This window comes from Pseudomonas sp. Seg1 (assembly GCF_018326005.1).
In the GTDB taxonomy this organism is placed as follows: Bacteria; Pseudomonadota; Gammaproteobacteria; order Pseudomonadales; family Pseudomonadaceae; genus Aquipseudomonas.
In genome coordinates this window covers 4,160,650-4,181,283 of the sequence record NZ_AP021903.1, presented here as the reverse complement: position 1 = coordinate 4,181,283, position 20,634 = coordinate 4,160,650, and the positions used below count along the sequence as shown (strand labels likewise).

The following is a 20,634-nucleotide window of genomic DNA, read 5'->3' as shown; positions in this document are numbered from 1 at the left end:
TAATTACCAAGCCTCCTAACTATTCCATTGACATTCGCTGCCTAGGCAGTAACATCTCGACATACATTCACTGCCTAGGCAGTTATTAGGTGAGCAAATGAAGCATTTCACCCCGGACGAATTCAAACACTGCCACCTCGGCCTGTTGCTTGGCCGTGCTGCGCTGCTCAAAGACAAGATCATCGACACTCACATGGAACCCCACGGCATCACCGCCGCGCAGTTCAAGGTGTTGATCATCATGGCCCAATTCGGCGTCGATACCCCGGCCGAACTGTGCCGGCACCTGTCGCTGGACAGCGGTTCGATGACACGCATGCTCGATCGTCTGGAGCAGAAAGGCTTTCTGGCTCGCCAACGCAGCGAAGGCGATCGCCGTCAGGTGCAGCTCAAGCTCACCGAACAGGGCCAGCAACTGGCCGATCGCCTGCCGCACATTGGTGCCGACGCCATGAATGAACTGGCCGGCGCCGTGACCCCGGACGAGTTGAAAACCCTGGAATACATTCTCAAGAAAATCCTGCTGGCAGCCGGTGACCCGATCACTATCCAGCGGTTAGGTGAACACAATGAGCGGTAAAACCTTGCGCAGCAGCCTGACGCTGGTGCTGTCGGCGATGATCCTCGCCGGTTGCGCCAACTACAGCGGCCTCGATACCCACGGCCAGAACCTCGATGCGAAAAGCCTGAAAGTCGGCCAGTCCCTGAACGGCGTGACCCTGTCGCCGGCCGCTTGGCCGAAAAGCGACTGGTGGACCAGCCTCGGCGATCCGCAACTCGACGGTTTGATCCGCGAAGCCCTGCACGACAGCCCGGACATGCAGATCGCCGAAGCCCGCGCCCATCAGGCCAGCGCCGCCGCCTATGCCGCCGACGCCGCACGTTATCCGACCCTCGACGCCAGCGCCGGCATCAGCCGTTCGCGTCTGGCCAAGGATCAGGATCCGCGCGGGCAGGGCGATGCCTACGCCACCGTGCGTAACGTCAGCGCCGGTTTCAATTACAACTTTGACCTGTGGGGTGGCCAGCGCGATGCGTGGGAAGCTGCACTCGGTCAGGCCCGCGCCGCCGAAGTCGACCGTCAGGCCGCGCAGTTGACGCTGGCTGCCGACGTCGCCCGTGCCTACAGCGATCTCGGTCAGGCGCACATCGTTTATGACCTGGCCAACGACGACCTCAAGCGCACCAGACAAATGCTCGACCTGAGCCAGCGTCGCCTGAGTTCGGGGATCGACAGTCAGTACCAGTTCCAGCAAACCCAAAGTCTGGAGGCCAGCTCCGAAGCCAGCCTGATCGATGCGGAAAAGCGCCTGAACAGCGCGAAGATCGCCTTGGCCGTGTTGCTCGGCAAAGGCCCGGATCGCGGCAATGAAATTGCCCGGCCGAAAGTCCTGCAAGCCAGCGCTGTCGCGGTGCCGTCGGTCTTGCCGGCAGAACTGCTCGGTCGTCGCCCGGATCTGGTTGCTGCCCGCTGGCGCGTCGAAGCGGCGAGCAAAGACATCGATTCGGCCAAGACTCAGTTCTATCCCAACTTGAACCTCACGGCCTCGGCCGGTGCCGAATCTTTGTTGGGTGACGCAATGTTCGGTTCGGCCAGTCGCTTCTTCAACATTGCCCCGACCATTTCGGTGCCGATCTTCGACGGCGGGCGCCTGCGTGCCAACCTCGATGCGCGCGACGCCGATTACGATCTGGCGGTGGCGCAGTACAACAAAAGTCTGGTGAAAGCACTGGGCGATGTCAGCGACACGATCAATCAGTTGCGTGACATCGGCCGGCAGATCGGCGCGCAGCAACACGCCACCGAGATTGCTCAGGACTCTTACAACACCGTCGTCCAGCGTTACGGTTCCGGCATCGGCAACTACCTGGACGTGCTCAGCATCGAGCAGCAATTGCTGCAGGCCCAGCGTCAATTGGCCAACCTCAATGCCGAGCAGATCGACCTGTCGATTCAACTGATGCAAGCGCTGGGCGGCGGCTTCCAGGGTGAAACCCTGACCGCAGCCAACGCCAGCCCAGCCACGCCGCACAACTAATTCAAGGTATTTGTCATGGCCACTGCCGAAAACACCCAAGCTCAAGACAACACCCCCGACACCGGCAATCCGCGCAAACGCAAAGTCATGCTGGTGGTGCTGGCCGTTGTCGTCCTTCTCTCCTGCGCTGGCGTCTGGGCCTATCACGAGTTCATCGGGCGCTTTAACGAAAGCACCGACGACGCCTACGTCAACGGCAACGTCGTGGAAATCACTCCGTTGGTGACCGGCACCGTGGTCAGCATTGGTGCTGACGATGGTGATCTGGTTCACGAAGGTCAGGTGCTGATCAACTTCGACCCGAATGACGCCGAAGTCGGCCTGCAAAGCGCGCAGGCGAAACTGGCGCGCACCGTGCGTCAGGTGCGCGGTCTGTATAGCAACGTCGACGGCATGAAAGCCCAGGTCAACGCGCAACAGGCCGAAGTGCAGAAAGCCCAGGACAACTACAACCGCCGGAAAAACCTGGCGCAGGGCGGGGCGATTTCCCAGGAAGAACTGTCCCACGCCCGCGACGACCTGACCTCCGCGCAAAACGCTCTGGCCAACGCCAGGCAGCAACTGAAAACCACCAGCGCATTGGTTGATGACACCGTGGTGTCGTCGCACCCGGACGTGATGTCGGCCGCCGCCGATTTGCGTCAGGCCTATCTGACCAATGCGCGCAGCACCTTGATCGCGCCGGTCACCGGTTACGTGGCCAAACGTACCGTGCAGCTCGGTCAGCGCGTACAGCCGGGCACCGCGCTGATGGCGGTGATTCCGCTGGATCAGTTGTGGATCGACGCCAACTTCAAGGAAACCCAACTGCGTGACATGCGCATCGGTCAGCCGGTCGACATCGAGTCCGACATCTATGGCAGCGACGTGAAATACAGCGGCACCGTCGACAGCCTCGGCGCCGGTACCGGTAGCGCGTTTGCCTTGCTGCCGGCGCAGAACGCCACCGGTAACTGGATCAAGATCGTTCAGCGTGTGCCAGTGCGCATTCACATCAACGCCGAAGAGTTGGCCAAGCATCCGCTGCGCGTCGGCCTGTCGACCAACGTTGAAGTGAACCTGCATGACCAGAGCGGCCCGGTATTGGCTCAGCAGCCACCGCAAAAAGCTTCGTTCAGCACCAACGTCTACGACCGCCAACTGGCCGAAGCCGACGCGATGATTGCGCAACTGATCCACGACAACAGCGCTGCGGTGAGCAAAACCGCGCAACGCTGATCTGCACTGACCTTGTAGGAGTGAGCCTTGTGGTGAGGGGATTTATCCCCGATGGACTGCGCAGCAGGCCCGGCTTTTTCCATCAAAAGAGGGGCCGCTTCGCGACCCATCGGGGATAAATCCCCTCACCACAGGATTCACTCCTACAAGTGCTGCTGTGTCTTTAACAGACGCGGCGCCAACCCTGCTTCATAGGATTCACAATGAGCAATAACGCCTCTTTCACGCCGCCCAGCCTGTTGCTCAGCACCATCGGCCTGTCGCTGGCGACCTTCATGCAAGTGCTCGACACCACCATCGCCAACGTGGCGCTGCCGACGATATCCGGCAACCTTGGGGTGAGTTCGGAGCAGGGCACCTGGGTCATTACGTCATTTGCCGTAAGTAACGCGATTGCGCTGCCGCTGACCGGTTGGCTCAGCCGCCGTTTCGGTGAGGTGAAGCTGTTTCTCTGGGCCACCATGCTGTTTGTGCTGGCCTCGTTTCTCTGCGGTATCTCGACTTCGATGCCGGAGCTGATCGGCTTCCGTGTCCTGCAAGGTCTGGTGGCCGGGCCGCTGTACCCGATGACGCAAACCCTGTTGATCGCCGTGTATCCTCCCGCGAGGCGCGGCATGGCCTTGGCGTTACTGGCGATGGTCACGGTGGTCGCGCCGATTGCCGGGCCGATTCTCGGTGGCTGGATTACCGACAGCTACAGCTGGCCGTGGATCTTCTTCATCAACGTGCCGATCGGCATCTTCGCGGTGATGGTGGTGCGTTCGCAACTGGCCAAACGGCCGGTGGAAACCAGCCGTCAGCCGATGGATTACGTTGGCCTGATCTCCCTGATCATCGGCGTCGGCGCTTTGCAGGTGATCCTCGACAAGGGCAATGACCTGGACTGGTTCGAGTCGAACTTCATCATCATCGGCGCGGCGATTTCGGTGATCGCGCTGGCGGTGTTCATCATCTGGGAAATGACCGATCAGCACCCGGTGGTGAATCTGCGCCTGTTCGCCCACCGTAACTTCCGCATCGGCACGCTGGTGTTGGTGTTGGGTTACGCCGGGTTCTTCGGCATCAACCTGATCCTGCCGCAGTGGTTGCAGACCCAGATGGGCTACACCGCGACCTGGGCGGGGCTGGCGGTGGCGCCAATCGGTATTTTGCCGGTGCTGCTGTCGCCGTTTGTCGGCAAGTACGCGAACAAGTTCGACCTGCGCTTGCTGGCCGGTCTGGCGTTTCTGGCGATTGGCTTGAGCTGTTTCATGCGCGCCGGGTTCACCAATGAAGTGGACTTCCAGCACATCGCTTTGGTGCAGCTGTTCATGGGCATTGGCGTGGCGCTGTTCTTCATGCCGACCCTGAGCATCCTGATGTCGGACTTGCCGCCAAGCCAGATCGCTGATGGTGCCGGGCTTGCGACTTTTCTGCGAACGCTGGGCGGTAGCTTTGCGGCATCGCTGACCACGTGGATCTGGATTCGTCGGGCTGATCAGCATCATGCGTACATGAGTGAAAGCATCAGCACCTATGAGCCGGCGACACGCGAGACCTTGAACCATTTAGGCGGCGCGAGCCAATCGGCTTACGCGCAGATGGATCAGATTTTGACCAGCCAGGCGTACATGCTCTCCACCGTGGATTACTTCACGTTGCTGGGTTGGGGGTTTATGGGGTTGATTCTGATTGTGTGGTTGGCGAAACCGCCGTTTGCTGCCAAGGCAGGCCCGGCCGCCAGCGGTCACTGAGTAAAACGCGGTCAAACTGTAGGAGTGAGCCTGCTCGCGATATCGGTATCACATTCAACATCTTCGTTGACTGATACACCGTTATCGCGAGCAGGCTCACTCCTACAGTGGTTTGTGTTTGGCTTTAGATTGCGGGGGCGGGCAGGGCTGGCGGCGGGGCGAAGTCGAACGGCGCCAAGGCATACCCGCTCTCATCGACCTGCAACGCCCAGCCCTGACGATCCCAATCCCCCAGCACAATCCGTTTCGCCGCTTGCTCACCGAGCTGCAGCTTATGGATCGCCGGACGATGGGTGTGCCCGTGGATCAAGGTTTTCACGCCGAACTCCTGCATGATCCGCGGGATTTCCTCAGGCGTGACATCAACAATGTCATTGGCCTTCATCCGCGTCTGCGCAAGGCTTTCGCTACGCAGTTTGCGCGCCAGTTTGTGCCGGGTGCTCAGCGGCAGGTGCCGCAGGATAAACAGGGTGATCGGGTTGCGCAGATAGCGCCGCAGCTTCATATAGCCAACGTCGCGAGTGCACAGGCTGTCGCCGTGCATCAACAGCACTGGCTCGCCGTAAAACTGCACGACACTCGGGTCCTTCAACAGTGTGCAGCCGGCCTGTTTACAAAAGGCCTTGCCGAGCATGAAGTCGCGATTGCCGTGCATCAGAAAGATCGCCGTGCCGCTGTCGCTCAATTGGCGCAGGGCCTGGCAGATGGAACGCTGGAAGGGCGTCATGGCATCGTCGCCAATCCACGCCTCGAAAAAGTCGCCCAGAATGTACAACGCACTCGCCGAGCGGGCGCGTCCGGCGAGCAAATCCAGAAACGCCCGGGTAATGTCCGGGCGCTCCTCTTCCAGATGCAAGTCTGAAATCAGCAGTATCACGCTTCGATGATCTCGGCTTTCTCGATGATCACGTCGTCTGCTGGTACGTCCTGGTGGCCTGCTTTGGACGTGGTGGAAACGCCTTCGATCTTGTCGACAACGTCAGTGCCTGCAACCACTTTGCCGAATACGGCATAACCCCAACCCTGAGCGGTTTTGGCGGTGTGGTTGAGGAAGCTGTTGTCGGTGGCGTTGATGAAGAACTGCGCCGATGCCGAATGCGGCTCCATGGTGCGAGCCATGGCCAGGGTGTACTTCTCGTTCTTCAGACCGTTGTCAGCTTCGTTCTGAATGCTTGGGCTCTTGTCTTTCTTTTCCTTCATGCCAGGCTCGAAACCGCCGCCCTGGATCATGAAACCCTTGATCACACGGTGGAACACGACGTTCTCGTAGTGACCCTTTTTGACGTACTCGATGAAGTTGGCCACGGTGATCGGGGCTTTCTCGGCGTTCAGTTCGATGACGATGTCACCGAAGTTGGTGGTCAGTTTGACTTGAGTCATGGTCATTACTCTTTATAAGGAATTCGTGGTTTTGGAGCGCCAGGCCCCGCAACCGGTTCAGCCTGCATCGGCCAAGGTGCGCAGTTTAGCGTGACAGGCGCGAATTTCGAGGCTGTTTTTCAAATCCCGGCGATTAAATGCGCTCCTTTATAGGCCGTGCTCTGTCAGCCCCTTGACAGCATCGGCTATGATAGCGGCTTTGTTTTGTCTGGCCCCCCTTTGCGGCCGCGCACATGTAAGTCAAGGATCCTATGAGCAAGCCCACTGTCGACCCTACCTCGAATGCCAAGTCCGGCCCTGCCGTGCCGGTCAATTTCCTGCGGCCGATCATCCAGGCAGACCTGGACTCGGGCAAGCACACCCAGATCGTCACCCGTTTCCCGCCCGAGCCCAACGGCTACCTGCACATCGGCCACGCCAAGTCGATCTGCGTGAACTTCGGCCTGGCCCAGGAGTTCGGCGGCGTCACGCACCTGCGTTTCGACGACACCAACCCGGCCAAGGAAGACCAGGAATACATCGACGCGATCGAAAGCGACGTCAAATGGCTGGGCTTCGAATGGTCCGGCGAAGTGCGCTACGCCTCGCAGTATTTCGTCCAGTTGCACGACTGGGCGGTGGAGTTGATCAAGGTTGGCAAGGCCTACGTCGACGACCTGACCCCTGAGCAGGCCAAGGAATACCGTGGCAGCCTGACCGAGCCGGGAAAGAACAGCCCGTTCCGCGACCGTTCGGTGGAAGAGAACCTCGACTGGTTCGCCCGCATGCGCGCTGGTGAGTTCCCGGACGGCGCCCGCGTGCTGCGCGCGAAGATCGACATGGCCTCGCCGAACATGAACCTGCGCGACCCGATCATGTACCGCATCCGCCACGCCCATCACCACCAGACCGGTGACAAGTGGTGCATCTACCCGAACTACGACTTCACCCACGGTCAGTCGGACGCCATCGAAGGCATCACCCATTCGATCTGCACCCTGGAGTTCGAAAGCCATCGTCCGCTGTACGAGTGGTTCCTCGACGCACTGCCAGTGCCGGCGCACCCGCGTCAGTACGAGTTCAGCCGTCTGAACCTCAACTACACCATCACCAGCAAGCGCAAGCTCAAGCAGCTTGTGGACGAGAAACACGTCAATGGCTGGGACGACCCGCGCATGTCGACGCTGTCGGGCTTCCGCCGCCGTGGCTACACGCCGGCGTCGATCCGCAACTTCTGCGACATGATCGGCACCAACCGTTCCGACGGCGTGGTCGACTTCGGCATGCTCGAGTTCAGCATCCGTCAGGACCTGGACGCGAACGCCCCGCGCGCCATGTGCGTGTTGCGTCCGTTGAAAGTCGTGATCACCAACTACCCGGAAGATAAGGTCGACAACCTCGAACTGCCACGTCATCCGCAGAAAGAAGAACTCGGCGTGCGCAAGCTGCCGTTCGCCCGTGAAATCTACATCGACCGCGATGACTTCATGGAAGAGCCGCCAAAGGGCTACAAGCGTCTGGAGCCGAATGGCGAAGTGCGTCTGCGCGGCAGCTACGTGATCCGTGCCGACGAAGCGATCAAGGACGCCGACGGCAACATCGTCGAACTGCGTTGCTCGTACGACCCGGACACCCTCGGCAAGAACCCTGAAGGCCGCAAGGTCAAAGGCGTGATCCACTGGGTGCCGGCCGCCGCCAGCGTCGAGTGCGAAGTGCGCCTGTACGATCGCCTGTTCCGTTCTCCGAACCCGGAGAAGGCCGAAGACAGCGCCAGTTTCCTCGACAACATCAACCCTGACTCACTGCAAGTGCTGACCGGTTGTCGTGCAGAACCCTCGCTGGGCAATGCACAGCCGGAAGACCGTTTCCAGTTCGAGCGCGAAGGCTACTTCGTTGCGGACATCAAGGACTCGAAACCAGGTCAGCCGGTATTCAACCGTACCGTGACCCTGCGTGATTCGTGGGGCCAGTGATTCAGCGTCAAGGAAATTAAAAGTGCTGACGATTTACAACACGCTCACCAAGAGCAAAGAAGTCTTCAAGCCGCTCGATGGCAACAATGTGCGCATGTACGTCTGCGGGATGACCGTCTACGATTACTGCCACATTGGCCACGGCCGCAGCATGGTTGCGTTCGACCTGGTGACCCGCTGGTTGCGGTTCAGCGGTTACAACCTGACCTACGTGCGCAACATCACCGATATTGAAGACAAGATCATCAATCGCGCCCGCGAAAACGGCGAGCCGTACGACGCACTGACCGAGCGCATGATCACGGCGATGCACGAGGACGAGGCGCGCCTCAACATCCTCAAGCCGGACATGGAACCGCGTGCCACTGACCATATTCCGGGCATGCTGAGCATGATCCAGACGCTGATCGACAAGGGTTACGCCTACGCCCCGGGCAATGGCGACGTGTACTACCGCGTCGCCAAGTTCATGGGCTACGGCAAACTGTCGCGCAAGAAGATCGAAGACCTGCGCATCGGCGCGCGGATCGAAGTCGACGAAGCCAAGCAGGATCCGTTGGACTTCGTGCTGTGGAAAGCCACCAAGCCGGGCGAGCCAAGCTGGGAATCGCCGTGGGGCGCCGGGCGTCCGGGCTGGCACATCGAGTGCTCGGTGATGTCCACCTGCTGCCTGGGTGAGACTTTCGACATTCATGGCGGCGGCAGCGATCTGGAATTCCCGCACCACGAAAACGAAATCGCCCAGAGCGAAGCGGCCACCGGCAAGACCTACGCCAACGCGTGGATGCATTGCGGCATGATCCGAATCAATGGCGAGAAGATGTCCAAGTCCTTGAACAACTTCTTCACTATTCGCGACGTGCTCGACAAGTACCACCCGGAAGTCGTGCGTTATCTGCTGGTGTCGAGCCACTACCGCAGCGCGATCAATTACTCGGAAGACAACCTCAAGGACGCCAAAGGCGCACTCGAGCGTTTCTACCACGCGTTGAAAGGCCTGCCGAGCGTTGCGCCGGCTGGCGGCGAAGCGTTCGTCGAGCGTTTCACCACGGTGATGAACGACGACTTCGGCACGCCGGAAGCCTGTGCGGTGCTGTTTGAGATGGTGCGTGAGATCAACCGTCTGCGTGAGAGCGATCTCGATGCGGCGGCGGGTTTGGCGGCACGTCTGAAAGAGCTGGCGAGCGTGTTGGGTGTGTTGCAGCTTGAGGCTGATGACTTCCTGCAAGCGGGCGCTGAAGGGCGTGTCGATGCGGCTGAGGTTGATGCGCTGATTGCTGCGCGTCTGGCAGCACGTGCCGGCAAGGACTGGGCCGAATCCGACCGCATCCGCGACCAGCTCACCGCCATGGGTGTGGTGCTGGAAGATGGCAAGGGTGGGACTACCTGGCGTCTGGCTGACTGATCGCTGTACCTGCTGGAGACATCCGCCGCGATGATCGTTCCCACGCTCTGCGTGGGAATGCCTCTTCGGACGCTCCGCGTTCGGCTTTGCAGGGACGCAGAGCGTCCCGGGCTGCATGCCCACGCGGAGCGTGGGAACGATCAAAACAAAACCCGCCTTGTGCGGGTTTTTGTTTTTCTGCTGCTTAGCCAAGGTTGCTTTTGCTGTTCGCGTAGGTCTTGATGTCGGACGTGGTCAACACTGGCTGCGCGCATGCAGCCGGATGCTGATCAGCGACGTTTATAAAATGGAGAAATCATGGCTAATCACTATCGCGAGCTTCTAACGACCCCCGGCGCCACCGGGTTAGTGCTCGCGAGCTCCATCGCCCGCTTGCCGCAGGCAATGATCGGCATTGGCATCATCACCATGCTGGTGCAGCAAACAGGCGTGTACTGGCTGGCCGGCGCCGTCGCCGGTACGTTTACCCTGGCCAATGCGCTGCTCGGCCCGCGCATCTCGAAACTGGTTGATCAGCGCGGCCAGAGCCGCGTGCTGCCCATCGTCACGGCGTTCAGCGTTGTCATGCTGCTGGCGCTGATCTTCGCTGTTTACATGAGGGCTCCTGCCGCATTGTTCTTCGTGCTTGCCGCGCTGGCGGGAACGATGCCGAGCATGCCGTCGATGATCAGGGCTCGCTGGTCGCAGCTGTTTCGTGGCAAACCGCAGCTGCACACAGCGTTCTCTCTGGATACGGTGCTGACCGAACTGGCTTACATCATCGGTCCGCCGCTGGCTATCGGTTTGAGTGTGAGCTTTTTCGCCGAAGCCGGGCCGCTTGTGGCGGTGGCGCTGTTGGCCATCGGGGTGACGGCTTTTCTCCTGCAGCGCCAGACCGAACCGAAAGTGGTCTTGGGCCACAAGAACCAAACCGGCTCCACCTTGTTGATTCCCGGCGTTCGCACCATCGTGCTGGCGTTGTTGGCGATGGGGGTCATTGGCGGAGCAATCGATGTCGCCGTTGTGGCGTTCGCCAATGCCCAAGGCTGGCCAGCGTCTGCCACCTTCATCCTCGCTGCCTATGCGTTCGGCTCCCTGGTGGCGGGCCTGACGTTCGGTGCATTACGGGTTTCCCTGCCGATCGAAAAACAGTTCTTTATTGGCATATTGGTCACGGCCGTGACCGGCGTACTGCCGGTTTTCGCAACAGATGTTTATGTCCTGTCAGCGATGCTGTTTATCGCGGGCATATCGTTTGCGCCCACCATGGTCGTGGTCATGAAGCTGGGGACGATCATCATCCCTGCGTCCAGGATGACCGAAGGGCTGACGTGGATGACCACTGGCATCAGCATTGGCGTAGCGCTTGGGGGCATGCTCGCGGGGCCGGTGATTGATGCTTATGGCGCGCGTGCGGGGTTCGGGGTGGCGATTGGTGCGGGGGTGATGATGATGGCGGTTGTGTTGATTGGGTTGCGCACGCTCGGTTTAGCGTCAGCGACACAGGTAGAGTCGACGTGCCAGTGATTGCGTGGATTTAGAGTCAAAAGATCGCAGCCTGCGGCAGCTCCTACACGGGGATGGTGTACACCGTGCAGGAGCTGCCGCAGGCTGCGATCTTTTGATCTTCGCTGTTAACCGCCCAACTGCCGCAACCGCTTATAAAGCGTATTGCGACTAACCCCCAACCGACGCGCCAAGTGCGAAATGTTCCCACCAGCCGCCTTCAACTCCCGATTCAACGCTTCAACATCATTCAAATCCAGACCCAGCGGCTGCACGCTCTCCACCGGCTCCATCTCCAGATCGACAAAAAAATCATCCGGCAAATGCTCCGGCCGCACTGGTTGTTCCTCGGCCATGGCCAGCGCCACCTGCATCACGCTGCTGACTTGGCGCAGATTCCCAGGCCACGGATGACGGCCAAACAGCTCCAGCACTTCACGGCTCAACCCTGCCCATTGCGTCGGTTCACGATGCTGTTCCCACAGTCGTTTAAACAACGCTTCTTTATCACTGCGCTCCCTAAGCGGCGGCAGTTCCAGAGTCAGTCCGCCAATGCGGTAATAAAGATCCTCACGAAACCGCCCCAATTGCACCTGTTCCCTCAAAGAGCGGTTGGTCGCCGAGATAATCCGCAAATCCACCGCGAACAACTCGCTGCTGCCCACCGGTTGCACGCAACGTTCCTGCAGCACCCGCAATAACCGCGCCTGGGTCGGCAATGGCATGTCGCCGATTTCATCGAGGAACAGCGTGCCTTTGTCAGCCTTGCGAATCAGGCCGATGCTGCCTTTCTGGTTGGCGCCGGTGAACGCGCCTTTCTCGTAGCCAAATAGCTCAGACTCCACCAGTTCAGCGGGGATCGCCGCGCAATTGACGGCGATAAATGCCTGTTTGCTCCGTGAGCTGGCCTGATGCAGGGCTTTGACGAACACTTCCTTGCCGACCCCGGTTTCGCCGTGAATCAACAGGGGAATGTCTTTCTCCAGTAACCGTTCCGCCTGCCGCACGGCTTTTTCAACGCGACTGTCGCCGAAGTGCAGAGTGTTTAGACTGATGGCGGTGGGCGCGGCAGTTTTCGGTTCAGCCGCAAAAACGCGCGGTTGAATCGGCGCCTGTTTCGGCCGCTTCAACAGACACTGAAAGCGGTTACGACCGGAGGTCTGCAAGGCAAACGGTAAACCGTCCGGCTGATTGATCAACTCCAGCAACGACACCTTGAACAGACTCTCGACGCTGACCCGCGACAAGCGCACGCCCAACAGATTGTCGGCCCGACGATTGGCCGACAGCACCTGACCGCTCTCATCAAAAATCAATAGCCCGGCCCATTGGCTGTCGAGGTTGTTCAACCCGGTGTTGAAGGTCAGTTGAAAGTGCTGGCCGTGAAACAGGTTGAGGATCAGCCGGTTCTCCACGGTCTGGCTCATCATCTTGACCATGCCCAAAGTGTGCGAGGGCGGCAGATAACTGTCGCTGGACACATCAAGCACCGCAATCACCTTGCGCTCGGCGTCGAAAATCGGCGCGGCGGAGCCGGTCATGAAGCGGTTGGCCTTGAGGAAATGCTCATCGTGTTCAATGTGTACCGCCTGCTCACAGGCCAGCGCAGTGCCGATGGCATTGGTGCCACTGCAACGTTCCATCCAGCTTGCACCCGCCTGAAAACCCCGGGCCAGACTGGGTTCGATAAAACGCTGCGTGCCCCACGACGTCAGCACCTGGCCCTGATTGTCGGCGAGCATGATCAGGCAATTGGAATTACTGAGGATGTTCTCGTAGTAAGGCAGCACTTCCTGGTGGGTGGTCTGCACCAGCGAGTGCTGACTGTCGAGCAACTGCGCGATGCCGGCGGCGGGCAGCTGATCGAAGGCCGGAGTGCTTTGGTGGTCGAGGCCGAACGCGCGGCAACGTTGCCAGGAACTCTGGACGAGGGCGTCGTGGGACAGCGGCGGGGCAGGTGCGGCCATGGCAATGGGCCTCTGATGCAGCGATTTTTATTGTTGTTATGAACCCAATCTTCGAAACCTATACAAATCCCCTGTAGGAGTGAGCCTGCTCGCGATAACGGTGTGTCAGTCAATACATATATGTCCGATAGACCGCTATCGCGAGCAGGCTCACTCCTACAAGGGATCTTTAGTGTTCACGAAATCGGGCAAAAAGCGTTCATAGAGTGTTGTTCACTATTGTTCATTGTCAATCGCCCAACTGTTCAAATGTGTTCAGCAATGAACGCCCAATCCCCACGCTTTCAACGATTTTCACGACAAATCAACCACTTGCCATTTCTGGCACGAATGTCGCTCTACTGTCTCGGTCGCTTGACTCCAATAATAAAAAGGCCGAGCCATGTCACTCACCCTGGAGCACGTCTGCCGTACCGTCGAAGGCCAGACTTGGATCGACGATGCGTGCCTGAAATTCGAACCCGGTTCCTTCAACGTTTTGCTCGGCCGCACCCTGTCCGGCAAAACCAGTCTGATGCGTTTGATGGCCGGTCTGGACAAACCCGACAGCGGCCGCATCCTGATGAACGGCGTCGACGTCACCCAGCGCCCGGTGCGTTTGCGCAACGTGTCGATGGTCTATCAGCAGTTCATCAACTACCCGACCATGACCGTGTTCGAGAACATCGCCTCGCCACTGCGGCAGGCCGGTGTCTCAAAAGAGATTATCTACAGCAAGGTGCAGGAAACCGCGAAGATGCTGCGCATCGAGAAGTTTCTGCAACGCTATCCGCTGGAACTCTCCGGCGGTCAGCAACAGCGCACCGCCATGGCCCGCGCGTTGGTCAAGGATGCCGAACTGATCCTGTTCGACGAGCCGCTGGTCAACCTCGACTACAAACTGCGCGAAGAACTGCGCCAGGAAATGCGCGAGCTGTTCAAGCTGCGCCACACCATCGCCATCTACGCCACCACCGAGCCCAACGAAGCGCTGGCGCTGGGCGGCACTACCACGATTCTGCACGAAGGCCGGGTGATCCAGAGCGGCCCGTCGACCGAGGTTTATCACCAGCCGCAATCGGTACTGGCGGCGGAATTGTTCTCCGAGCCACCGATCAACCTGATGCCCGGGCGCATCGCCGGCAACGAAGTCAGCTTCGCCAATTTTGTGCACTTCCCGTTGAACGTCGATTTGCGTCCGGTGGGCGAGGGCGAGTTCCGTTTCGGCGTACGCCCGAGCCACATCTCGCTGGTGCCGAGCAACGATGACGATCTGGAATTGGCGGTGACCGTCGAAGTCGCCGAGATCAGCGGTTCGGAAACCTTCCTGCACGTGCGCAACGAGCATTTCCTGCTGGTGCTGCACCTGCCTGGCGTTCACGAATACGACGTCGATGCGCCGATCCGCATCTATATCCCGACCCACAAACTGTTCGTTTTCGATGCGCAGGGCCGACTGGTGCAAGCACCGGGCCGGCGCGTCGCGAGGGTTGCCTGATGGCCGAAATCCATTTGCAACACCTCGCCCATAGCTACAGCAAAACCCCCGGCGGCGCGGAGGATTACGCGATCCGCGAGATGGACCACGTCTGGGAACAGGGCGGCGCCTATGCCTTGCTCGGACCTTCGGGTTGCGGCAAGTCGACCTTGCTCAACATCATTTCCGGCCTGCTCAGCCCCTCGCAGGGCCATGTGCTGTTCGACGGCAAAGCGGTCAACGACCTGACCCCGGAGAAACGCAACATCGCTCAGGTTTTCCAGTTTCCGGTGGTCTACGACACCATGACCGTGTTCGACAACCTCGCCTTCCCTCTGCGCAATCAGGGCATGGCCGAGGCGAAAGTGCACAGCAAGGTGCAGGAAATTGCCGAGGTTCTCGATCTGCAAAGCCTGCTGAGCAAAAAGGCCCGTAACCTCACCGCCGATGAAAAACAGAAAGTCTCCATGGGCCGTGGTCTGGTCCGTGACGACGTTTCGGCAATCCTCTTTGATGAACCGCTGACGGTGATCGACCCGCACCTGAAGTGGAAACTGCGGCGCAAGCTCAAGCAGATACACGAGCAGTTCAACATCACCATGGTCTACGTCACCCACGATCAGCTGGAGGCTTCGACCTTCGCCGACAAGATCGCGGTGATGTACGGCGGCCAGATCGTCCAGTTCGGCACGCCACGGGAATTGTTCGAGCGGCCGAGCCACACCTTTGTCGGCTATTTCATCGGCAGCCCCGGGATGAACCTGATCGAGGTGCAGCCACAACCCGGCGGCGTCGGTTTTGCCTCGACACACCTGCCGTTGTCCGACGCCATGCAGCGACATATCGAACACGGCCAGTGGAAAAATCTGAAGGTCGGCATCCGCCCCGAGTTCATTCACGTGTGGGACGAGCCATTTGACGACGCGATGCAGGCTAGGGTCGTACACGTCGAAGACCTTGGCACCTACAAGATCATGACCCTCAATCTCGACGGCGCGCCGCTGAAAGTGCGTCTGGCCGAAGACAAACCGGTGCCCCAGGGCACCGCGTACATCAGTTTTCCGGCGCAGTGGCTGATGGTTTATGCCGATGAGTTTCTGCTTGAAGCCGATGATGAGGTGCAGCCATGAACAAGGTGCAGAACAACAAGGCCTGGTGGCTGGTGTTGCCGGTGTTCCTGCTGGTGGCGTTCAGTGCAGTGATACCGATGATGACCGTGGTCAACTATTCGGTGCAGGACATCTTCGACCAGTCCAGCCGCTACTTCGTCGGTGCCGACTGGTACAAGCAGGTGCTGCTTGATCCGCGTCTGCACGACTCGTTGCTGCGCCAGTTCATCTACTCGGCCTGCGTGTTGTTGATTGAAATTCCGCTGGGCATCGCCGTCGCCCTGACCATGCCGACCAAGGGCCGCTGGTCCTCGGTGGTACTGATCATTCTGGCGATTCCGTTGCTGATTCCGTGGAACGTGGTTGGCACGATCTGGCAGATCTTTGGCCGCGCCGACATTGGTTTGCTCGGGTCGAGCCTCAACGCCATGGGCATCAGCTACAACTACGCGGCCAACACCATGGACGCTTGGGTCACGGTGCTGGTGATGGACGTCTGGCACTGGACTTCGTTGGTAGCGTTGCTGTGCTTCTCTGGCTTACGCGCGATTCCCGACGTGTATTACCAGGCCGCGCGGATTGACCGCGCTTCGGCGTGGGCGGTGTTTCGCCATATTCAGTTGCCGAAGCTCAAAAGCGTGCTGCTGATCGCGGTGATGCTGCGCTTCATGGACAGTTTCATGATCTACACCGAGCCGTTCGTGCTCACCGGCGGCGGGCCGGGCAATGCCACGACCTTCTTGAGTCAGACGTTGACGCAGATGGCTGTAGGGCAATTCGACCTCGGTCCGGCAGCGGCGTTTTCGCTGGTGTACTTCCTGATCATCCTGTTGGTGTCCTGGCTGTTCTACACCGCCATGACGCACTCCGACGCCAACCGCTGAGGCCCGGCCATGAGCAAAAGAAAGCTTATTCCGTTGCTGGTTTACATCCTGTTCCTGCTGGTGCCGATCTACTGGCTGCTGAACATGTCCTTCAAGAGCAACACCGAAATCCTCGGCGGCCTGACCCTGTTTCCGCAGGATTTCACGCTGGCGAACTACAAAGTGATCTTCACCGATCCGAGCTGGTACACCGGTTATCTCAACTCGCTGTATTACGTGAGTCTGAACACGGTGATCTCGCTGAGCGTGGCGCTGCCGGCAGCCTATGCGTTTTCCCGCTATCGTTTTCTCGGCGACAAGCATTTGTTCTTCTGGCTGCTGACCAACCGCATGGCGCCACCGGCGGTGTTTCTGCTGCCGTTTTTTCAGTTGTATTCGTCGATTGGTTTGTTCGACACGCACATCGCCGTTGCGCTGGCGCACTGCCTGTTCAACGTGCCGTTGGCGGTGTGGATTCTGGAGGGCTTCATGTCGGGTGTGCCGAAGGAAATCGACGAAACCGCCTACATTGATGGCTACAGTTTTCCCAAGTTCTTCGTGAAGATTTTCATCCCGTTGATCGGCTCCGGCATCGGTGTCACGGCGTTTTTCTGCTTCATGTTTTCCTGGGTCGAACTGCTGCTGGCGCGCACGTTGACCTCGGTAAACGCCAAACCGATTGCTGCGGTGATGACCCGTACGGTGTCGGCGTCGGGGATCGACTGGGGCGTGCTGGCGGCAGCGGGGGTGTTGACCATCCTGCCGGGCATGCTGGTGATCTGGTTTGTGCGCAACCACGTGGCCAAGGGCTTTGCCCTCGGTCGAGTCTGAGGAACTGATGATGGAATGGATGAGCTGGACCACCCCGACAGCGGGGTTCTTCATCGCCATTGGTCTGCTGCTGGTGGGCATGACCACGTGGGAATTGCGCTCGCCGAGCATCCTGCGGCGAGGTTTTCTGCCGATTGCCACCACCCGTGGCGATCGCTTGTTTATCGGTCTTCTCGGCAGCGCCTACCTGCATTTGCTGGTCATCGGCGCCACCGACTGGAGCATCTGGGTGGCGTCCGCGTTGTCCCTGGTGTGGCTGTTGGCTGTGATGCGTTGGGGCTAGTCGAATCGATCGGCAACCGTGCTCCGAAATCCTAAACAGGAGGTCTCTATGTTCGACAAAAACAATAAGCTGCGACATAGCATTTCATTGGCAGCCATGCTGGCACTCAGCGGTTTGAGCGCCGCCGCGTGGGCTGATGCCTACGAAGACGCGGCAAAAAAATGGATCGGCAGTGAATTCAAACCGTCGACCCTGACGGCGGATCAGCAACTCGAAGAATTGAAGTGGTTCATCAAGGCTGCCGAGCCGTTTCGCGGCATGGAAATCAAGGTCGTTTCCGAGACCCTGACCACCCACGAATACGAGTCGAAAGTGCTGGCCAAGGCCTTCACCGAAATCACCGGGATCAAGCTCACCCACGACCTGCTGCAAGAAGGCGACGTGGTCGAAAAAATGCAGACGGTGATGCAGTCCGACAAGAATATCTATGACGGCTGGGTCAACGACTCGGACCTGATCGGGACGCACTTTCGCTACGGCAAGACCGAATCGATCACCGACCTGATGGCCAACGAAGGCAAGAACTTCACCTCACCGACCCTCGATATCAAGGACTTCATCGGTATCTCGTTCACCACCGCGCCGGACGGCAAGATCTATCAACTGCCCGACCAGCAATTCGCCAACCTCTACTGGTTCCGCGCCGACTGGTTCGAGCGTGCCGACCTGAAAGCCAAGTTCAAGGAAAAGTACGGCTACGAATTGGGCGTGCCAGTGAACTGGTCGGCCTATGAAGACATCGCCAAATTCTTCAGCGAAGACGTCAAGGAAATCGACGGCAAGCGCGTCTACGGGCACATGGACTACGGCAAGAAAGACCCGTCGCTGGGTTGGCGCTTCACCGATGCTTGGTTCTCCATGGCCGGTGGCGGCGACAAAGGTCTGCCCAACGGTTTGCCGGTGGACGAGTGGGGGATTCGCGTCGAGGACTGCCACCCGGTCGGCTCCAGCGTGACCCGTGGCGGCGACACCAACGGCCCGGCGGCGGTGTTCGCCACGCAGAAATATGTCGACTGGCTCAAGGCCTACGCGCCGCCGGAAGCGGCGGGCATGACCTTCTCCGAATCCGGGCCGGTGCCGTCGCAAGGCAACATCGCTCAGCAGATCTTCTGGTACACCGCGTTCACCGCCGACATGACCAAACCGGGCCTGCCGGTGGTCAACGCCGACGGCACGCCGAAATGGCGCATGGCGCCGTCGCCGCGCGGGCCGTATTGGGAAGAGGGCATGAAGCTCGGCTATCAGGACGTGGGGTCGTGGACGTTCATGAAATCCACGCCTGAGAAACAGAAATTGGCGGCGTGGCTGTACGCGCAGTTTGTGACCTCGAAAACCGTATCGCTGAAGAAAACCATCGTCGGTCTGACGCCGATTCGCGAGTCGGACATCAATTCGCAGGCGATGACCGATCTGGCGCCGAAACTCGGTGGCCTGGTCGAGTTCTACCGCAGCCCGGCCCGCGTGCAATGGACCCCGACCGGGACCAACGTGCCGGACTACCCGCGTCTGGCGCAACTGTGGTGGAGCCACATCGCCGAAGCGGCCAGCGGCGAGAAAACCCCGCAACAGGCGCTGGATGGCTTGGCCAAGGATCAGGACGCGATCATGACGCGCCTCGAACGCTCCAAGGCTCAGGCCACTTGTGCGCCGAAGATGAACCCGGAACGGGATGCTCAGTACTGGTTTGATCAACCGGGCGCACCGAAACCGAAACTGGCCAACGAGAAGCCGAAGGGCGAGACCGTCAGCTACAACGAACTGCTGAAATCGTGGGCGGATGCGCGTAAGTAAACGCTGAAATGTGAAGAGCAAACGGCACCGTGAGGTGCCGTTTTTTTTGGCGCCTGATCTACCGCTTTCGCTTGCAGGCAAGCTCCCACAGGTTTCTGAGTCACTCACATATTCCGAGTGCACCCGAAACCACTGTGGGAGCTTGCCTGCAAGCGATTCGATCTGACATTCAACATTGATATCGACTGACCCGCCGCCATCGTCAATAGGCTGGCTCCCACAGGTTCAGGGGCGGTGGTTAGACTAAAACAGCCAGATCGGTGTACCGAGCAACCAAAGGATCAGCCGTGAGCAACTTCATCGGTTCGGTCATTGCTGTGGCCACGATAATGCGGTCAAACGGATCCCGGTGATGGTGCTCAAGATCCTTAACGGCGATGGCGTGCTCTGCAGTCACAGGCAGTTCGATAAAGCCACTGTCGAGACAATATTGGCGGACTTCTTCCAGATCAACATTCAGCTTGCCGAGCCCGACCTTGATCGCCATTTCCCAGAAGGTGGCGGCGCTGATGTAGATTTCGGCGGCGTTCTCAATCAATTTTCTGGCTTTGCCGGACAGTCTGGCGTCATCACTGAGCGTCCAGAGCAAAATGTGCGTGTCGAGCAGAAGCCTCATGCTTGAGTGCCCTCAAATGCATCAAGCATGTCATCTGGCAATGGTGAGTCGAAATCGTCGGGCAACACCAGTTTGCCCTTCATTGCGCCAATACGCTGAGCGCTGGGTTTTCCTACGGGAACGAGGCGAGCCATCGCCCGCCCATGCTTGGCAATCGTGATGACTTGGCCAGCAGCGGCATCATCGACGAGTTTGGATAAATTGTTTTTGGCTTCAGCCAGCGGAACGATGATCATCAGCTCACCCCTGTATTCTGGACAAATATAGCCAGAATATTTCAACGCTGCCAAACCATAGACTTCTTCAGCCCATTCGCAAACGATATCCCTGTTCATTTTTAGCCTCTCGTCGGTTTTCCATCTGCCATGCCTCCACCATAGAGCTATGTACTCAAACTGGCTGTAGGACAAAACGGAGGTTGCGGCGAGAGCTTTCGGCGTTTGTGTGGGGACGGGAGCAAATCGGTAAAAAATCGTACAAAAATATCGACTGACCCAGCGCCATCG

18 protein-coding genes are annotated in these 20,634 nt (G+C 59.1%); 13 read left to right on the top strand and 5 right to left on the bottom strand.

Translation table 11 applies throughout. From position 1 onward, the window contains the following. Positions 1-97 precede the first annotated feature (97 nt). The 4 genes from KI231_RS18735 (at position 98) to KI231_RS18720 (ending at position 4,990) form a co-directional block, all read left to right on the top strand. Entirely contained in the window at positions 98-580 is a 483-nt protein-coding gene (locus tag KI231_RS18735; protein WP_103305281.1) for a MarR family winged helix-turn-helix transcriptional regulator, read from the top strand. After that, positions 570-2,039 carry an efflux transporter outer membrane subunit gene (locus tag KI231_RS18730; protein WP_212809506.1) on the top strand — a complete coding sequence of 490 codons (1,470 nt, stop codon included), beginning with the start codon at positions 570-572 and terminating at the stop codon, positions 2,037-2,039. Before KI231_RS18735 ends, KI231_RS18730 begins: the two co-directional genes overlap by 11 nt. 15 nt (positions 2,040-2,054) lie before the next feature. After that, positions 2,055-3,257 (top strand): HlyD family secretion protein, encoded by a 1,203-nt coding sequence (locus KI231_RS18725; protein WP_212809504.1) that lies wholly within the window; start codon positions 2,055-2,057, stop codon positions 3,255-3,257. A gap of 203 nt (positions 3,258-3,460) precedes the next feature. Then, complete coding sequence (locus KI231_RS18720; RefSeq protein WP_103305284.1) at positions 3,461-4,990, top strand: DHA2 family efflux MFS transporter permease subunit; 1,530 nt, start codon at positions 3,461-3,463, stop codon at positions 4,988-4,990. A 124-nt stretch (positions 4,991-5,114) separates the two neighbouring features. Here KI231_RS18720 and lpxH read toward each other — a convergent pair whose 3' ends face one another. Continuing rightward, on the bottom strand, positions 5,115-5,867 hold the full coding sequence (gene lpxH, locus KI231_RS18715) for a UDP-2,3-diacylglucosamine diphosphatase (RefSeq protein WP_212809501.1): 753 nt from the start codon (positions 5,865-5,867) through the stop codon (positions 5,115-5,117). Continuing rightward, on the bottom strand, positions 5,864-6,370 hold the full coding sequence (locus KI231_RS18710) for a peptidylprolyl isomerase (protein WP_103305286.1): 507 nt from the start codon (positions 6,368-6,370) through the stop codon (positions 5,864-5,866). The genes lpxH and KI231_RS18710 overlap by 4 nt, the downstream gene beginning before the upstream one ends. A gap of 251 nt (positions 6,371-6,621) precedes the next feature. On the opposite strand from KI231_RS18710, the gene KI231_RS18705 reads away from it, so the two are divergent. The 3 genes from KI231_RS18705 to KI231_RS18695 all read left to right on the top strand — a co-directional run bounded on the left by KI231_RS18705 (position 6,622) and on the right by KI231_RS18695 (position 11,233). After that, complete coding sequence (locus KI231_RS18705; protein WP_212809499.1) at positions 6,622-8,322, top strand: glutamine--tRNA ligase/YqeY domain fusion protein; 1,701 nt, start codon at positions 6,622-6,624, stop codon at positions 8,320-8,322. Between the two features lie 22 nt (positions 8,323-8,344). Further along, entirely contained in the window at positions 8,345-9,727 is a 1,383-nt protein-coding gene (gene cysS / locus KI231_RS18700) for a cysteine--tRNA ligase (RefSeq protein ID WP_139054552.1), read from the top strand. A gap of 297 nt (positions 9,728-10,024) precedes the next feature. Next, positions 10,025-11,233 carry an MFS transporter gene (locus KI231_RS18695; RefSeq protein ID WP_212809497.1) on the top strand — a complete coding sequence of 403 codons (1,209 nt, stop codon included), beginning with the start codon at positions 10,025-10,027 and terminating at the stop codon, positions 11,231-11,233. Positions 11,234-11,340: 107 nt separating this feature from the next. Here the strand turns inward: KI231_RS18695 and KI231_RS18690 are convergent, their stop codons facing one another. After that, positions 11,341-13,179, bottom strand: a complete 1,839-nt coding sequence (locus KI231_RS18690; protein ID WP_212809495.1) for a sigma-54-dependent Fis family transcriptional regulator — start codon at positions 13,177-13,179, stop codon at positions 11,341-11,343. 382 nt (positions 13,180-13,561) lie between these two features. On the opposite strand from KI231_RS18690, the gene KI231_RS18685 reads away from it, so the two are divergent. The 6 genes from KI231_RS18685 to KI231_RS18660 are packed head-to-tail and all read left to right on the top strand — an operon-like array spanning position 13,562 to position 19,512. After that, a complete protein-coding gene (locus tag KI231_RS18685; protein WP_212809494.1) occupies positions 13,562-14,656 on the top strand; it encodes an ABC transporter ATP-binding protein in 1,095 nt (364 codons plus the stop codon). Beyond that, positions 14,656-15,765 carry an ABC transporter ATP-binding protein gene (locus KI231_RS18680; RefSeq protein ID WP_212809493.1) on the top strand — a complete coding sequence of 370 codons (1,110 nt, stop codon included), beginning with the start codon at positions 14,656-14,658 and terminating at the stop codon, positions 15,763-15,765. Before KI231_RS18685 ends, KI231_RS18680 begins: the two co-directional genes overlap by 1 nt. Then, positions 15,762-16,628: a carbohydrate ABC transporter permease gene (locus tag KI231_RS18675; protein WP_007912484.1), complete on the top strand. Its 867-nt coding sequence runs from the start codon at positions 15,762-15,764 to the stop codon at positions 16,626-16,628. The genes KI231_RS18680 and KI231_RS18675 overlap by 4 nt, the downstream gene beginning before the upstream one ends. A gap of 9 nt (positions 16,629-16,637) precedes the next feature. Beyond that, positions 16,638-17,438: a carbohydrate ABC transporter permease gene (locus tag KI231_RS18670; RefSeq protein WP_003192012.1), complete on the top strand. Its 801-nt coding sequence runs from the start codon at positions 16,638-16,640 to the stop codon at positions 17,436-17,438. Between the two features lie 10 nt (positions 17,439-17,448). Next, positions 17,449-17,721, top strand: coding sequence for a DUF2160 domain-containing protein (locus KI231_RS18665; protein WP_103305295.1), 273 nt, complete (start codon positions 17,449-17,451; stop codon positions 17,719-17,721). Between the two features lie 48 nt (positions 17,722-17,769). Further along, a complete protein-coding gene (locus KI231_RS18660) occupies positions 17,770-19,512 on the top strand; it encodes an ABC transporter substrate-binding protein (RefSeq protein ID WP_103305296.1) in 1,743 nt (580 codons plus the stop codon). 238 nt (positions 19,513-19,750) lie between these two features. On the opposite strand, the gene KI231_RS18655 is transcribed toward KI231_RS18660, so the two are convergent. After that, positions 19,751-20,128 (bottom strand): type II toxin-antitoxin system VapC family toxin, encoded by a 378-nt coding sequence (locus tag KI231_RS18655; RefSeq protein ID WP_100845719.1) that lies wholly within the window; start codon positions 20,126-20,128, stop codon positions 19,751-19,753. Further along, positions 20,125-20,463, bottom strand: coding sequence for a type II toxin-antitoxin system Phd/YefM family antitoxin (locus tag KI231_RS18650; protein ID WP_224789363.1), 339 nt, complete (start codon positions 20,461-20,463; stop codon positions 20,125-20,127). The genes KI231_RS18655 and KI231_RS18650 overlap by 4 nt, the downstream gene beginning before the upstream one ends. Positions 20,464-20,634: the final 171 nt, after the last annotated feature.

Excerpts from the sequence above, each read along its gene's own strand:
- KI231_RS18735 (WP_103305281.1), top strand. The coding sequence starts at position 98 with ATGAAGCATTTCACCCCGGACGAATTCAAACACTGCCACCTCGGCCTG.
- KI231_RS18685 (WP_212809494.1), top strand. The coding sequence starts at position 13,562 with ATGTCACTCACCCTGGAGCACGTCTGCCGTACCGTCGAAGGCCAGACT.
- KI231_RS18725 (WP_212809504.1), top strand. The coding sequence starts at position 2,055 with ATGGCCACTGCCGAAAACACCCAAGCTCAAGACAACACCCCCGACACC.
- KI231_RS18660 (WP_103305296.1), top strand. The coding sequence starts at position 17,770 with ATGTTCGACAAAAACAATAAGCTGCGACATAGCATTTCATTGGCAGCC.
- KI231_RS18710 (WP_103305286.1), bottom strand. The coding sequence starts at position 6,370 with ATGACTCAAGTCAAACTGACCACCAACTTCGGTGACATCGTCATCGAA.
- KI231_RS18695 (WP_212809497.1), top strand. The coding sequence starts at position 10,025 with ATGGCTAATCACTATCGCGAGCTTCTAACGACCCCCGGCGCCACCGGG.
- KI231_RS18730 (WP_212809506.1), top strand. The coding sequence starts at position 570 with ATGAGCGGTAAAACCTTGCGCAGCAGCCTGACGCTGGTGCTGTCGGCG.
- KI231_RS18675 (WP_007912484.1), top strand. The coding sequence starts at position 15,762 with ATGAACAAGGTGCAGAACAACAAGGCCTGGTGGCTGGTGTTGCCGGTG.
- KI231_RS18680 (WP_212809493.1), top strand. The coding sequence starts at position 14,656 with ATGGCCGAAATCCATTTGCAACACCTCGCCCATAGCTACAGCAAAACC.
- KI231_RS18665 (WP_103305295.1), top strand. The coding sequence starts at position 17,449 with ATGGAATGGATGAGCTGGACCACCCCGACAGCGGGGTTCTTCATCGCC.
- KI231_RS18690 (WP_212809495.1), bottom strand. The coding sequence starts at position 13,179 with ATGGCCGCACCTGCCCCGCCGCTGTCCCACGACGCCCTCGTCCAGAGT.
- KI231_RS18720 (WP_103305284.1), top strand. The coding sequence starts at position 3,461 with ATGAGCAATAACGCCTCTTTCACGCCGCCCAGCCTGTTGCTCAGCACC.
- KI231_RS18655 (WP_100845719.1), bottom strand. The coding sequence starts at position 20,128 with ATGAGGCTTCTGCTCGACACGCACATTTTGCTCTGGACGCTCAGTGAT.
- KI231_RS18650 (WP_224789363.1), bottom strand. The coding sequence starts at position 20,463 with ATGAACAGGGATATCGTTTGCGAATGGGCTGAAGAAGTCTATGGTTTG.
- KI231_RS18670 (WP_003192012.1), top strand. The coding sequence starts at position 16,638 with ATGAGCAAAAGAAAGCTTATTCCGTTGCTGGTTTACATCCTGTTCCTG.
- KI231_RS18705 (WP_212809499.1), top strand. The coding sequence starts at position 6,622 with ATGAGCAAGCCCACTGTCGACCCTACCTCGAATGCCAAGTCCGGCCCT.